We start from the raw sequence: 12,947 nt of genomic DNA on the forward strand, positions 1-12,947 counted from the left end.
ATGCAATCCGACAAACAGACCGATGTCATGCAAGTAGGCCGCTTGGCGATGCGACAGGAAGGCGGGAACTGGAATGCCTACTACGCCCTCCCTGGCACCATGGACAATGCACACCTGCTCGGCTCAGTAAAAATGGCGCTAATCATCGGTCGGCCTGACAGAAAAAATTCCTTTATAGACCTAATGCGTGACTGCGTAGCCGATCTGATCGAAGACACCACCAGCACCAGACCAGACTGGGGAGAGCCAGCGACCGCCCCTGCACACGAGCAGGCCGGCAACGCATAGAACAAACCGATGAGTGCACTACTGAGAGTGGATAAATGGGTGCGTTAGTAAACGAAGATGAACTAAAAAGCTGGCTGGGCTTCGACAGACGCAGCGCAATAGAGAACTGGCTAGACAAGCACAAAATCCCCTTCCACTACGGCAAAGGGAATCAAATCTGCACTACACAACGTGCCATAGATGCTAGTCTGCGCCTGACGAACGATGCTGACAACGACAGCGAATGGAAACTGTAGTCTGAATGGCCAGAAAGCGAAACGACAGTAACTCAAAGCTGCCGCCTTACACCTACCGCCGAGAGCGCGATGGCGGTTACTACCTGCGCCCCTATCTTGGGTCAGAAAATGGGAAGCCGAAATTCGGTAAAGACATCCGGCTGTGCGGCTTGAAAGCCCCTCTCTCTGAAATCTGGAAATGCTGGGAGCGGGAGACCAACCAAACCAAAGATACATTACGCTGGCTGCTGGGCGAGTATCATGATAGCAATCAATTCAAAGACCTCAGCGGCAGCACGCAAGGCAATTATGAGGATTACCGGGAAAAGCTCACAAACCGATCCACCCAGTCAGGTAAAAAATGGGGCGACGCGCCTCTTACAGCAGTTTCAACGAAAGATATCATGCGGTACCTGGACACCTACCCCGCAAAAATTAGCGCAAACCGGCATATCCAATACCTGAAGGCCGTCTGGAATTGGGGCCGGCTGCGCTACGATCAGGTACCCCAACGCAATCCATGTATGGGCGTACCGCTCAACACAGAGACCCCCTCAGAACGGTACGTCGAAGATTGGGAGTATCACTTGGTGCTAGACCTGGCCAAGGAAAGCAAAAGGGTACCCTACTTGTGGATCATGATGGAGATTGCTTACCTCTGCCGTGCCCGACGTGGAGAAGTAACCAACCTCAAAATCAGCGATATCCGCAACGGCAGAGTCAGACTCATCCGCGGCAAGGGCTCAAAGGGAGAATTGACCAAGATTTCTCCAAGACTACAGCTTGCCGTCGATGCCGCTATGAAACTGCACCCAAACGCTCCCAGCCCTCTCTCAGGAGGCTATCTGATTCATGACAAGCACGGACTGCCAATCAAGAAGAACGCATTCGACAGCGCCTGGCAGCGCCTTTTGCGCAAAGCCAAAGAACTGGGGTTAAAGATCGGCGATGAAGTCCTTAAGCTCGAAAAGCACTTCACATACCACAATCTAAAGGCGAAGGGAGTGACGGACCACACCGAGCAATGGGCAGGTCATAAGTCAGAAAAGGCCCGCATGGTCTACATCCGCAAACTTAAGGAAATAGACGCAACACGATAAAGTGTGGTGGCTCAGGTGTGATCTGACAGACAATGTCAGAAATCGTTGGAGTTCCCCCCAAAGGAGGTTAATATATTCAAGATCGATTTGGGGGGGGATTTATGACAAGTATGATTCCATGGTGGAAGTTCTCCGTGCCCAATTACCGCTGGTCCCACTGGGTGCCGTATATTGATGGATGGATACCCAAAATTGCTTTCACGGTTCCTATCGTAGGATATCTTCTAATATTTAATGATCAAATAGCAGATGTACTGAAATTTCAGCAGCTAACCGAGCAGGAGGCTCGCAGTGCTGAATTATCTGCAGTGACACGTTTGCGACTATTATACTTTGGTCTTGTGTCATTGGGGGTGAGCAACTTCATTTACAGACTTCGAAAACCGACGCTCTTTGCATACGGCACCAACGAATATAGCTTCATAAAGGAAGGGTTGCAGGTCTTTACTTATAGAGAATTTCTCCAGTTCTATAAACTTATTCAGCGAGACGGCAATAAAAATTATGATAGTGAATGGGGAAGATTTGAACACGAAGTCGGCGCGCTTAGTAGAAAAAATGAAATCAGTAAAAGCGTCAACTGGGAGGAAGCTAAGCGCAGCAATGGTAACGTATTGACTGAAATCTTGATGCATACCTTTTTACAAAACGACAGAACAAACCTGAAATCACTTACGGCATGCTTAGTGCTTTCAACAATTGGCTATATTTTCTTGGCGATACCAAGCGCGGATATTTTCCTTAAAGTTGTTATCTCAACATTGCCTTTTTAACATTACGAGAAAAATAATAAGTTTTTAGTCTCATTGGTAATATGTAGCCTTTTAGTCCTGACCCTGTCTGCCAGGTCAGATACCGACTATTACAAACAAAGCATAACTGGCAGCCTTGGGGCTTGCCACCTGAAACACGGAACAGTTAGATTCGTTGACCCCTACTCCTGGGATATCGTGTTTCTGGCGGATGGTATGACGGGCCATTTATCGTGCTTTTGCAAGCTAAACAATGCCAAACATCATTCTTACCACCCTGCAGCCTAACCAGGTTAGAATCAACATCCTGGCACCTTTGACAGTATGGCCCTGAGTTTACCCCATTACCCTCAGTCCCATTTTCCGTCTTCAACCAGTAAAGACCCGCTTCGTACACTAGGTTCCCTTGCGTGGCAAGCTTGCCCTCTAGCTCCTTGATCTTCTCTTTTAAAGAGCTGTTTTCCTCCTGTAACTCAAGCGCCCCCTCTCTTAGCGCCATTATCTGTTCCTGAGCCTCGACAGTCGCACCCTTCTTCATAAGCGCCAATATATCCTTGTACCTTGGAAGCATAAACAGTTACCCCATTTGCCATCTCATTACCCAGGATAAAAACATGCCGGTTAAGGCAGTTGCTGTCAATGGTAATAAGTTTTGGGGGGATATTTTGTGGGAGAGAAAAAAGGCTAGTGGTAGTTAACCTTCTAGCCCTTTATATATGGCGCGCTCGGCAGGATTCGAACCTGCGACCGCCTGGTTCGTAGCCAGGTACTCTATCCAGCTGAGCTACGAGCGCGTACTAACACCGTCTGCCGGTAAGGCCGCGTATAGTAGAGATTTGGCCCGATTGAGTCAAGCATCACAGTCCACCAAACCCATAAATTTAATACTTCTTTCAGTGACTTATCCCGCACCGACAGCACTCGCCAACAGCACGCCCCACTCTCCGCCCTTGACAGCTTAAGTACTCACCCTTAACATCAAATGAGAATTATTATCATTTGATGTTAAGGGTCTATATGTCTTTCCTCTGCACACGCCACCGGCAAAACGTTACAGCAGCGCCCGCCAAAGCCTATCCCACCTGGCGGCGGTTGATGGGTGATGGCGCTAAAGCGCACAAATCCGGCGACTACCGGCAGGCCCACGACTGCTTCGGTAGCGCCAGTGAAATCGCCAGCTTGATCCTGGATAAAAGGCCCCTGGACCACAAGCAGCTCCATCCCATGGACATGTGGGTCAGGGCCACCCACAATCTGTCGGCAACGCTAAATGCGGCTGGAGAGCACGCCGCGGCAGAGAACCTACTCAGGCAACTGCATCGCGATCTGCTGTCACTGTGCCAGTTGTCCAACAAACAACGCCATATGCGGGTGGCCGCCCTGGCTTGTCTGGATATCGCACTGTTCTCACTGACGTCGCAATTAGGTAAATCCGGTAAAATTGGCGATATCTACGACCTGATCAGCGAGTCAGAGCGAGTTGGCGATGCCACCGCAAGCCAGTTGTTTCACTGATTGAAAACGGGCTCCGCTCGCCCAGGACCGCAATACTCAAAACCACAAACAGGCGGCTGCCGTCTATAAATCTGCCGGCTCCGGTGGCAATGACTTTATCGGTGGAAAAAGATCACCGACCTCTACACCCAGAGCCATTGCAATACGGATCAAACTCAACGCCGCCACGTTGCGATCGCCGCGCTCCACACCACCGAAATAGGAGCGGCCAAAGCCCGCTTCATTGGCAAAGCCTTCCTGCGAGTAGCCTGCGGCCTTGCGAGTAGAGCGAATCCGGCAACCGACGGCAATCTGGTAGGGATGTCCTTTCATGCCGCCAAAACTATAGAAGCTCCTCTTATAAGGACACGCCCTATCGGTACCGTTGGCATTATAGTCAACGACTGCGCAGGGGTTGAAAATTGGTGTTACGACTCGGAGGATAATGATGTAACCGGCGGAAACAGGTCTCCCACTTCCACCTCGAGGGCCATGGCAATACGCACCAGGTTGACAATACCCGGATTGCGCTCGCCACGCTCTACACCTCCGATATAGGATCGATCAATGCCGATGTGCTCGGCAAGTCGCTTCTGCTTGTAGCCCTTCTCCAGACGCAGATGCTTAATGCGCCTGCCAAGGGCGAGCAGGTGGGGATGAGGAGGAATGTCTGGCATGCCAGGAAGATAGCGGAAAGGCACTTTTGCAAACACGCCCTATAAATACCCTATGAAAAGCATATCGCTCTTGGGTGGCGTGAATTCAGGGGATAAAAAAGCCCGGCAAATGCCGGGCTTTTTGTAGAAAGCGTCTTAACTTTGGATAGAGTGCGCTGGGGGGATAAAAAAGAACGCAGTGAACTGGAGCCAGGGATTTAATGATTACAGCCTAAGGGCTGTAATCACCCCTGCGGGGCTTCGGCGCCGACGCGCCTCGTTACAAATGCTGCGCATTTGTCGAACAAGGGTTCGAACCAAGGCCTCCCTCTCCGCCATCCACAAAAAAGCCCGGCAGATGCCGGGCTTTTTTGTGGATGGCGGAGAGGGAGGGATTCGAACCCTCGATCAGGTTTCCCCGATACTCCCTTAGCAGGGGAGCGCCTTCGACCACTCGGCCACCTCTCCAACGGAGCGGCATAATACCACATTACACACAAAATCAAAGGCTTGTATGCGGCTAAATAATCGCTGGCACAGCACAAAACGAAGGCTGCCGGATCGCCAACTACCGGACTCTCAACCGGCATTAAACGACTCGATGAAGGGAAGCCCAGCTCAGTAGGGTAAGTACCGAGCCGGACAGACTACGACATGATCAGCCGGTTTGCTGATCCTGCTGTTCCTGCTTTTCGCGTTGAATTCGCTGGTAAATTTCTTCGCGGTGAACGGCGATTTCTTTTGGTGCGTTAACACCTATGCGAACCTGGTTACCTTTTACACCTAGTACGGTGACGGTAACCTCATCGCCGACCATTAAGGTCTCGCCAATGCGGCGCGTCAATATCAACATATATATCTCCTTTATATCATCCTGTGAGAACAACGGTTTTCTGTGAGAAACTTACACTACCTAAGCTGTTGCCCTAACCCGTTGCCGGTTACCTTAACCTGCCCCTGTGTCGCCGATTTTTTTGTTGCTATTGGCGCTGCTACCTTCAGTATTGCCCAGCTTAGTAAAATTGGAAAATAAAACCTTCTCTATAGACCCTATAATTTTGTTATGGTTTCAGGTTGTACCTATTAGCCTGAGTTCTAAGCATTTCACTACGTTTTACTGGAAATTACCAGCAAAATTAGCGACTTTCTATCGGGTCGGCATCCAGCTCAAAAGCCGAGTGAAGGCTGCGCACCGCCAGTTCCAGGTAGCGCTCCTCTATCACCACGGAGATCTTGATCTCCGAGGTCGTGATCATCTGAATATTGATGTTATCGTTGGCCAGCGCGTTGAACATCCGCGAAGCCACCCCCGCGTGGGACCGCATGCCTACGCCAACAATGGATACTTTAGCAATTTTGTCATCTGAAACAACCTCTCTGGCCCCGATTTCCGTCGTTACCTGCTTCAGAACAGCGGTCGCACGGTCGATATCAGTCCGATGTACGGTGAATGTGAGGTCAGTGGTTTTGTCTTCGGCCACATTCTGCACGATAACATCCACCTCGATATTGGCCTCACCGATGGGAGCCAGAATGCGCGAGGCCACGCCCGGCGTGTCCGGCACTCCCATCACGGTGACCTTGGCTTCGTCACGGTTAAACGCTATTCCGGAAACAACGGGCTGTTCCATGGTGGGATATTCCTCATCGAGGGTGATCAGGGTCCCGGGACCCTCTTCAAAGCTGGACAACACCCGCAGGGGCACACTGTATTTACCGGCAAACTCCACAGCCCGAATCTGCAACACTTTAGAGCCCAGGCTCGCCATCTCCAGCATTTCTTCAAAAGTGATCCGATCCAGACGCCGGGCGCTGCTGACCACCCGCGGATCGGTGGTGTAGACGCCGTCCACATCGGTGTAGATCTGACACTCATCCGCTTTCAAAGCCGCTGCCAGGGCCACTCCCGTGGTGTCCGAGCCGCCACGCCCCAGGGTGGTGATATTGCCCTGTTCGTCGACGCCCTGGAAACCGGCGACCACCACTACCCGGCCGGCATCAAGATCGCCGCGCATATTGGCAACGTCGATATCCTGGATGCGCGCTTTGGTGTGGGAGTTGTCGGTGAGAATACGCACCTGGCTACCGGTATAAGAGCGGGCGTCCCAACCGCGCTTTTTCAACGCCATACACAACAGGGCTATAGTCACCTGCTCGCCGGTGGACACCAACACGTCCATTTCCCGCGGATCGGGACACTCCTGTATGTCGTGGGCAAGTGCTATCAAGCGGTTGGTTTCACCGCTCATAGCGGATACTACCACGACGAGGTCATGCCCCTGTTGGCGAAACGCAGACACCTTGTCGGCAACAGCCTGAATACGCTCAACGGTACCGACCGAAGTTCCACCATATTTGTGTACAAACAAGCTCATCCGCGGGCTTATCCCAGAATCAAGTCAAACCAACATCCGTCAACAACCGGAACTCAAGTAAAAACAGTGGATTGCGATCAAAAAAAGGGCCGCCAATTAAACACTAGTTTGGCGCCAAAGTTAACCAACTTATTGGAATAATGAAAGCTTATACTTCACAAAAACCAACTTAGCCGCACTAACCCACCAGCTGAGTTTTTACCCATTCCGGCACGGCACCCAAAACCGCCGGCAGACTGGCGACATCGGAACCGCCCCCCTGGGCCATGTCCGCCCGCCCGCCACCTTTGCCGCCTACCTGAGCGGCTACATGTTTCATCAGGTCACCGGCTTTCACCCGTTTGGTCAGGTTTTTGGTCACACCCGCCACCAGTGCCACCTTATCGCCCGTCACCGCCGCCAGCAACACCACCGCCGGCTCCAGCTTGTTTTTGAGCTGGTCAGCGGTATCGCGCAACGACTTGGCATCGGCCCCCTCGAGGTTTACCGCCAGCACATTTACACCGTCAATATTCACCGCCTGTGTCTGCAAATCACCGCTGGCGGCACTGGCCAGTTTGGCTTTTAGCACTGCGATTTCTTTCTCCGCAGCCCGGTTTTGCTGTACCAGTTGAGCCAGTTTGTCAGTCAGTGTCTCGGTATTGGTCTTCAGCAGACCCGCGGCCCGCTCTACCTGCGCCTGAGTGCGGTCAAACAGCGCCAGGGCCCCGGCGCCGGTTACCGCTTCGATACGGCGCACCCCGGCGGCAATCCCCGACTCCGATACAACACGCAGCAGACCGATATCACCGGTGCGCTCGACGTGGGTGCCGCCACACAGCTCCACGGAAAAGCCCTGCCCCATAGTCAATACCCGCACTTCATCGCCGTACTTTTCGTCAAACAGTGCCATAGCGCCGCGCGCGATGGCGGTATCCATATCGCAAAGTTCGATTTGCACCGGGGAATTGAGGCGGATCTGTTCGTTGACCAGTTGCTCGATCGTCTTCAACTGTGCCGCACTGACCGGCTCAAAATGCGAAAAATCAAAGCGCAGCCGCTGCGAATCCACCAGCGACCCTTTCTGGGTCACATGCTGCCCCAGGACCTGCCGCAGCGCCGCGTGCAGCAGGTGCGTGGCGGAGTGGTTGAGGGCCGTATCCCGGCGCACGCCGGCATCCACCTCGGCGTCGAGACTGTCCCCCACTTTGATATGACCTTCCAGCAGACAGCCATGGTGCAGATGGTTGCCGCCGCCTTTGGTGCAATCGCGCACTTCGAAACGGCTGCCGGCCCCGGACAGAAAACCGGTATCCCCCACCTGCCCCCCCGCTTCGGCATAAAAGGGCGTGCGGTCCAACACGATAACCCCCTGCTCGCCGGCCTTCAGGCTGTCCACCGGGCCCTGTTCGCTCAACAGCGCCACCACTTTGCCGCTCTCGGCCAGTGAATCGTAACCGAGAAAATCGGTGTCGCCCTCCAGATTCAGACTGGCCGTGTAATCCACTTTAAAACTGCCTGCCGCGCGAGCGCGGGCGCGCTGCTGCTCCATACAGGTTTCATAGCCGCCCATGTCCAGCGTTAACCCCCGCTCGCGGGCAATATCGTTGGTGAGGTCGGCCGGGAAGCCATAGGTATCATAGAGATTGAACACCACGGCGCCGGGTATTTCCGTTCCCTTGAGGTCCACCAACGCCGCCTCGAGCACCGCCATACCCTTATCGAGGGTTTTCTCAAACTGTTCCTCTTCGGCGAGCAGAACCTTTTCGATGCGGGCCTGCTGCTCGACCAACTCCGGATAGGCGGGGCCCATTTCCGCGGCCAGCGCCGCCACCAGCCGATGGAAAAACGCCTTTTTCTGCCCCAGTTTATGCCCGTGGCGGATAGCCCGGCGAATAATGCGCCGCAGTACATAACCGCGGCCTTCATTGGCGGGAATGACGCCATCGGCGACTAAAAACGCACAGGATCGAATATGATCGGCAATCACACACAGGGATTTGCTGTTCGAATCCCTTGCACCGGTTACCTCAACTGCCGCCTGCAACAGATGTTGAAACAGGTCGATCTCATAGTTGCTGTGTACCCCCTGCATAACCGCGGCGATGCGCTCGAGCCCCATACCGGTGTCCACTGAGGGTTTGGGCAGCGGTACCAGTTCGCCATCGGGCTGGCGCTCGTACTGCATAAACACCAGGTTCCATATCTCGATATAGCGATCCAGATCATCGTTGTCGCTGCCCGGCGGTCCGCCGGGCACCGCTTCCCCGTGGTCGTAGAAAATCTCCGAGCAGGGACCGCAGGGACCGGTATCACCCATCTGCCAAAAGTTGTCCTCGTCGAGGCGGGAAAAGCGCGCCGGATCAATACCGATTTCATCCATCCAGATGGCGGCCGCCTCGTCGTCGGAGACATGCACGGTCACCCACAGGCGCGCCGGCGGCAGGCCGAGCACCGCGGTCAAAAACTGCCAGGCAAAACGGATGGCATCGCGCTTGAAATAATCGCCAAAGCTGAAGTTACCGAGCATTTCGAAAAACGTGTGGTGGCGCGCCGTGTAGCCGACGTTCTCCAGGTCGTTGTGCTTGCCGCCGGCCCGCACACAGCGCTGGGAACTGGCGGCACGGGTGTAGGGGCGCTTGTCGGCGCCGAGAAATACGTCTTTGAATTGATTCATCCCCGCGTTGGTAAACAATAGCGTGGGATCATCGGCAGGCACCAGAGAGCTGCTCGGCACCCGGGTATGGCCCTGACTTTCGAAAAACTTCAAAAAAGCGTCGCGTATTTCTGCGCTCTTCATAAATACCGTACCGTTATCAATAGCTGAACTGTCGCCGGGACCGACCCCGGCACCGCCGTGGCGGTCACCCGGGCGGGCGCTAAGTATATAGGGAACCGGCGACATATTCACCGGCAGCGGTCGAATCGGCAGAACCTTTGATCTGAGTCAAAGCCATCAGCCGCGATTTCCGCTTATGCTGCCGGTTCCAAGCGTGCCGCCCCGGAGATTACCCGATGGACGACTCACAAGTGTGGAAAAACCTTGGTATTGTGATCCTGTGCCTGGGCGCACTGGCAGTCGTTCTGATCGTGCTGGCCAACCTCTTCTAGCGATCCGAATCCGCGGTCATCTGTAACCGCAGCGGGTCCCGGGTGCTCAATAGACCGTAACTTGGAGGCTAGGACCTATTGGCCGGAACTTAACGACCCCTAGAATCCCAGATCGTTCTCGGCAAATGCTTTGCCCGCCAGCAGATGCAGGTGCAGGTGGAACACGGTTTGCCCGGCCCCGGTGCCGTTGTTGATCACTACCCGAAAAGCCTCTTCCACGCCCACCTGGCGGGCGATATCGCCGACCTTCAGCAACAGGTGTCCCAACAGCGCCTGATCGGCCGCGCCGGCATCGGCCAGGCGGGGGATGGGTTGCCGCGGAATAATCAGCAGGTGGGTGGGCGCTTTCGGCGCGATATCCCGAATGCAGATACAGTCGTCATCCTCGTAAAGGATATCGGCGGGAATATCGCCGTTGATAATGCGGGTAAATATTGACGGTTCCGGCGCGGATGCTTCTGTCATGGCGACAACCTTTTTCTAGCGTTTCAGCGTTTTTGCTTTTCTTCCTCGGTCAAGTGCCGGGCCTGTGTCTCCAGCATGACCGGAATGCCATCGCGAATCGGATAGGCCAGCCCGCTCGCCTTGCAGACCAGTTCCTGGTTTTCCTTGTCGTATTCGAGTGGGGCTTTAGTCACGGGACAAACCAGGATGCTTAGTAGTTTCTGATCGATCATAGTCATACTTAGATGTAAAGTCAGGGTTCAAAGTCAGGCGCTATGGTACACCGGCACCGGCGCCCCGTCTCTAGTCTGGCCCCGGCATATCCCCCACCAGCAACTGCGGGTCGACCCGAAACTCGAACCAGTTCATACGCCAATCCAGGTGGGGGCCCGTGGCCCGACCGGTGGCACCCACCTCGGCAATGGCCTGACCCTGGCTGATCTCCTGCCCCGACTCCACCAGTATCTTACTGAGGTGGATGAATGTGGAAGAGAGACCGTGACCGTGATCGAGGATCAAGGTGCCGCCGGAGAAAAACATGTCGTCGTAAGCAAGGGTAACTTTCCCCGCCGCCGGCGCGCGTACCGGGGTACCGGTGGGCGCCGCCACATCCACGCCGTAATGGGGCCGGCGCGGCTCGCCGTTGTAGTAGCGCTGGCTGCCGTAAACACCGGTCACCGGACCCTGCAAAGGCCAGATAAACCCCTGCAGGAAATCCTGGCGAGGCAAGTCCTGCCGGCGCGCCTCGCGCGCCAGGGCCGCCTCCCGGCGGATGCGCGCGAGCGCCTCGGACGGCGGATTGACGGTCTTCTTGGGCACCCCCTCGATTCGCTGGATATTGTACTGGCGCTGTTTTACGGCAAACCGGTGTTCGGCCACCGCCCCGGTTTGGCTGTGTACCCGAATCACCGCCTCAGGGGCGGCATCCCGATCCAAGCCGACCACGAAGTGCCCCTGTTCCGTGGTCCTGAGGCGACGGCCGGCAAAACTGACCTGCGCCTGCGGCGCCACCCGGCCAACCAGCGTGGCCCCCTGCTGCCATACACCTTCGATTTCCAGACCGGAGCAGGCGCCACTGCCGGCCAGGCATAGCCCAACCACCAAGCCTTGCAGTTTACCTTTGACACTCATTGGTACAACCCCATATTTTGCAACAATATAATCACTTTACACCGCTGTGCCGTATCTTTGCTGCGATTTCATCAGTCCCGGCGCCCAACGGCTGTTGCTCGCTAAACCCCAACGGCCAGCAGCCGTCCGCTATATCCTGGCGACCAATAGCGGCGGCTCTTTCCATTTGCCGCTCTCCATCAGCCACTCCCCAGGAGACCAGCGTCTATATACCCCGACATCTGCCAATCCCCCTGGCGCCAACAGGCTTTTGCCGGTGGTTATGTTTGAACATATTCGGGCTAACACTTTTGCACCAACCTTCTCTTACCGACACTTTTCAATAAACATTTCCTCACCAACAACGTTATCATTAAGGCTCCACAACTGTAAAACCCGTGTTGCTTGCAGCTTATGTCAGATGCTATACCCGAACCGTCCCCGCCCGCGTTTGTCCCACCGCGCTGGTTGCGCAGCCCCCATGTGCAAAATATCACCTCGAGTGTCGGTTTGCGCAAGTGGCTGGTACACCACCAGGCCAGAACCCTGCGGCAAAAAACCGAGGATTGTATCTTAACGTGCGATGACGTGCGGCTACACGGCGAACTGAGCCGACACCCGGATGCCGCGGCCGGCATGGTATTGTTGTTTCACGGCTGGGAAGGTTCGAGTCGATCGACCTATGTGGTATCGGCGGCGACCCATCTGTTTAAGCTCGGCTACAATGTTTTTCGGCTTAACTTTCGCGACCATGGCGACAGCCACCGCCTCAACCGCGGCCTGTTTAATTCAACCCTGATCGAGGAGGTAGTCACAGCAGTGGGCGCCGTGCAGCAGCAATTCCCTCACCCGCGCTACTACCTGGCCGGTTTTTCCCTCGGCGGCAACTTCGCCCTGCGCACCGCGCTGCGCGCGCCCGAGCGCGGCATTCAGCTCGATCGGGTCGTGGCGGTCTGTCCGGTGATCGATCCGGCCAGCGCCATGGCCGCGCTCGAGAACGGCAGGTTTTTCTACCATCAATACTTCGTCAGTAAATGGAAACAATCGCTCGGCAGAAAGCTGCGCCATTTTCCGGAGTACAACTACGGCGAGGCGTTGCGCCGAATCAAGACGCTGCGGGGAATGAACAATCACTTTATTCCCAAATACACCCAGTATCAAAAGGTGGAGGACTACTTCGACGCCTATACACTGACCGGCGATCGACTGGCTTCGCTGCAGGTAGATACCACCATTATTCACAGTCGGGACGACCCGATCATCCTTCACGATGACTTTGCCAAACTGGCCGCCTCGCGGCACCTGCGCGTGGAGACCACTCCCTACGGAGCTCACTGCGCCTTCCTGGAAAACAGCCGCCTGGGCAGTTGGGCCGATCGGCGGCTCGGTGAGATATTCAGCGCCTAGCGCCGGCCGTCCCGGC

15 protein-coding genes and 2 tRNA genes are annotated in these 12,947 nt (G+C 55.1%); 6 read left to right on the plus strand and 11 right to left on the minus strand.

Annotation, left to right across the window (positions count from 1 at the left end):
* The 4 genes from FKG94_RS03295 to FKG94_RS03310 all read left to right on the plus strand — a co-directional run bounded on the left by FKG94_RS03295 (position 1) and on the right by FKG94_RS03310 (position 2,376).
* Positions 1-288, plus strand: a complete 288-nt coding sequence (locus FKG94_RS03295) for a hypothetical protein (protein ID WP_142902777.1) — start codon at positions 1-3, stop codon at positions 286-288.
* A 35-nt stretch (positions 289-323) separates the two neighbouring features.
* Entirely contained in the window at positions 324-524 is a 201-nt protein-coding gene (locus FKG94_RS03300; protein WP_142902778.1) for a hypothetical protein, read from the plus strand.
* Between the two features lie 5 nt (positions 525-529).
* Complete coding sequence (locus tag FKG94_RS03305) at positions 530-1,603, plus strand: site-specific integrase (protein WP_142902779.1); 1,074 nt, start codon at positions 530-532, stop codon at positions 1,601-1,603.
* A 101-nt stretch (positions 1,604-1,704) separates the two neighbouring features.
* Entirely contained in the window at positions 1,705-2,376 is a 672-nt protein-coding gene (locus FKG94_RS03310; RefSeq protein ID WP_142902780.1) for a hypothetical protein, read from the plus strand.
* 696 nt (positions 2,377-3,072) lie between these two features.
* Here the strand turns inward: FKG94_RS03310 and FKG94_RS03320 are convergent.
* Positions 3,073-3,149, minus strand: a tRNA-Arg gene (locus FKG94_RS03320).
* Between the two features lie 223 nt (positions 3,150-3,372).
* Here FKG94_RS03320 and FKG94_RS03325 point away from each other — a divergent pair.
* Positions 3,373-3,870 carry a hypothetical protein gene (locus FKG94_RS03325; RefSeq protein ID WP_142902781.1) on the plus strand — a complete coding sequence of 166 codons (498 nt, stop codon included), beginning with the start codon at positions 3,373-3,375 and terminating at the stop codon, positions 3,868-3,870.
* 63 nt (positions 3,871-3,933) lie between these two features.
* Here the strand turns inward: FKG94_RS03325 and FKG94_RS03330 are convergent, their stop codons facing one another.
* The 10 genes from FKG94_RS03330 to FKG94_RS29330 all read right to left on the minus strand — a co-directional run bounded on the left by FKG94_RS03330 (position 3,934) and on the right by FKG94_RS29330 (position 11,711).
* On the minus strand, positions 3,934-4,182 hold the full coding sequence (locus tag FKG94_RS03330) for a helix-turn-helix domain-containing protein (RefSeq protein WP_142902782.1): 249 nt from the start codon (positions 4,180-4,182) through the stop codon (positions 3,934-3,936).
* Positions 4,183-4,277: 95 nt separating this feature from the next.
* Positions 4,278-4,526 carry a helix-turn-helix domain-containing protein gene (locus tag FKG94_RS03335; protein ID WP_179957472.1) on the minus strand — a complete coding sequence of 83 codons (249 nt, stop codon included), beginning with the start codon at positions 4,524-4,526 and terminating at the stop codon, positions 4,278-4,280.
* A 357-nt stretch (positions 4,527-4,883) separates the two neighbouring features.
* Positions 4,884-4,973, minus strand: a tRNA-Ser gene (locus FKG94_RS03340).
* Positions 4,974-5,163: 190 nt separating this feature from the next.
* Positions 5,164-5,358: a carbon storage regulator CsrA gene (gene csrA / locus FKG94_RS03345; RefSeq protein WP_142902783.1), complete on the minus strand. Its 195-nt coding sequence runs from the start codon at positions 5,356-5,358 to the stop codon at positions 5,164-5,166.
* 283 nt (positions 5,359-5,641) lie between these two features.
* Positions 5,642-6,880 (minus strand): aspartate kinase, encoded by a 1,239-nt coding sequence (locus FKG94_RS03350; protein WP_142902784.1) that lies wholly within the window; start codon positions 6,878-6,880, stop codon positions 5,642-5,644.
* Positions 6,881-7,058: 178 nt separating this feature from the next.
* Positions 7,059-9,659 carry an alanine--tRNA ligase gene (alaS, locus tag FKG94_RS03355; RefSeq protein WP_142903037.1) on the minus strand — a complete coding sequence of 867 codons (2,601 nt, stop codon included), beginning with the start codon at positions 9,657-9,659 and terminating at the stop codon, positions 7,059-7,061.
* Positions 9,660-10,069: 410 nt separating this feature from the next.
* Positions 10,070-10,435, minus strand: coding sequence for a histidine triad nucleotide-binding protein (locus tag FKG94_RS03360; RefSeq protein ID WP_142902785.1), 366 nt, complete (start codon positions 10,433-10,435; stop codon positions 10,070-10,072).
* A gap of 23 nt (positions 10,436-10,458) precedes the next feature.
* Positions 10,459-10,647, minus strand: coding sequence for a Trm112 family protein (locus FKG94_RS03365; protein ID WP_142902786.1), 189 nt, complete (start codon positions 10,645-10,647; stop codon positions 10,459-10,461).
* Between the two features lie 70 nt (positions 10,648-10,717).
* Positions 10,718-11,545 carry a M23 family metallopeptidase gene (locus tag FKG94_RS03370; protein WP_142902787.1) on the minus strand — a complete coding sequence of 276 codons (828 nt, stop codon included), beginning with the start codon at positions 11,543-11,545 and terminating at the stop codon, positions 10,718-10,720.
* 31 nt (positions 11,546-11,576) lie between these two features.
* Complete coding sequence (locus FKG94_RS29330; protein ID WP_281284204.1) at positions 11,577-11,711, minus strand: hypothetical protein; 135 nt, start codon at positions 11,709-11,711, stop codon at positions 11,577-11,579.
* 227 nt (positions 11,712-11,938) lie between these two features.
* On the opposite strand from FKG94_RS29330, the gene FKG94_RS03375 reads away from it, so the two are divergent.
* Positions 11,939-12,931, plus strand: a complete 993-nt coding sequence (locus tag FKG94_RS03375; protein WP_142902788.1) for a YheT family hydrolase — start codon at positions 11,939-11,941, stop codon at positions 12,929-12,931.
* Positions 12,932-12,947 lie beyond the last annotated feature (16 nt).

Origin of the sequence: Exilibacterium tricleocarpae, assembly GCF_007004655.1 — a bacterium.
Lineage (GTDB): Bacteria > Pseudomonadota > Gammaproteobacteria > Pseudomonadales > Cellvibrionaceae > Exilibacterium > Exilibacterium tricleocarpae.

What these genes read in the sequence shown, in the direction of transcription:
- FKG94_RS03295 (WP_142902777.1), top strand. Translation starts at nt 1, where the DNA reads ATGCAATCCGACAAACAGACCGATGTCATGCAAGTAGGCCGCTTGGCG.
- FKG94_RS03300 (WP_142902778.1), top strand. Translation starts at nt 324, where the DNA reads ATGGGTGCGTTAGTAAACGAAGATGAACTAAAAAGCTGGCTGGGCTTC.
- FKG94_RS03305 (WP_142902779.1), top strand. Translation starts at nt 530, where the DNA reads ATGGCCAGAAAGCGAAACGACAGTAACTCAAAGCTGCCGCCTTACACC.
- FKG94_RS03310 (WP_142902780.1), top strand. Translation starts at nt 1,705, where the DNA reads ATGACAAGTATGATTCCATGGTGGAAGTTCTCCGTGCCCAATTACCGC.
- FKG94_RS03325 (WP_142902781.1), top strand. Translation starts at nt 3,373, where the DNA reads ATGTCTTTCCTCTGCACACGCCACCGGCAAAACGTTACAGCAGCGCCC.
- FKG94_RS03330 (WP_142902782.1), bottom strand. Translation starts at nt 4,182, where the DNA reads ATGAAAGGACATCCCTACCAGATTGCCGTCGGTTGCCGGATTCGCTCT.
- FKG94_RS03335 (WP_179957472.1), bottom strand. Translation starts at nt 4,526, where the DNA reads ATGCCAGACATTCCTCCTCATCCCCACCTGCTCGCCCTTGGCAGGCGC.
- csrA (WP_142902783.1), bottom strand. Translation starts at nt 5,358, where the DNA reads ATGTTGATATTGACGCGCCGCATTGGCGAGACCTTAATGGTCGGCGAT.
- FKG94_RS03350 (WP_142902784.1), bottom strand. Translation starts at nt 6,880, where the DNA reads ATGAGCTTGTTTGTACACAAATATGGTGGAACTTCGGTCGGTACCGTT.
- alaS (WP_142903037.1), bottom strand. Translation starts at nt 9,659, where the DNA reads ATGAAGAGCGCAGAAATACGCGACGCTTTTTTGAAGTTTTTCGAAAGT.
- FKG94_RS03360 (WP_142902785.1), bottom strand. Translation starts at nt 10,435, where the DNA reads ATGACAGAAGCATCCGCGCCGGAACCGTCAATATTTACCCGCATTATC.
- FKG94_RS03365 (WP_142902786.1), bottom strand. Translation starts at nt 10,647, where the DNA reads ATGATCGATCAGAAACTACTAAGCATCCTGGTTTGTCCCGTGACTAAA.
- FKG94_RS03370 (WP_142902787.1), bottom strand. Translation starts at nt 11,545, where the DNA reads ATGAGTGTCAAAGGTAAACTGCAAGGCTTGGTGGTTGGGCTATGCCTG.
- FKG94_RS29330 (WP_281284204.1), bottom strand. Translation starts at nt 11,711, where the DNA reads ATGGAAAGAGCCGCCGCTATTGGTCGCCAGGATATAGCGGACGGCTGC.
- FKG94_RS03375 (WP_142902788.1), top strand. Translation starts at nt 11,939, where the DNA reads ATGTCAGATGCTATACCCGAACCGTCCCCGCCCGCGTTTGTCCCACCG.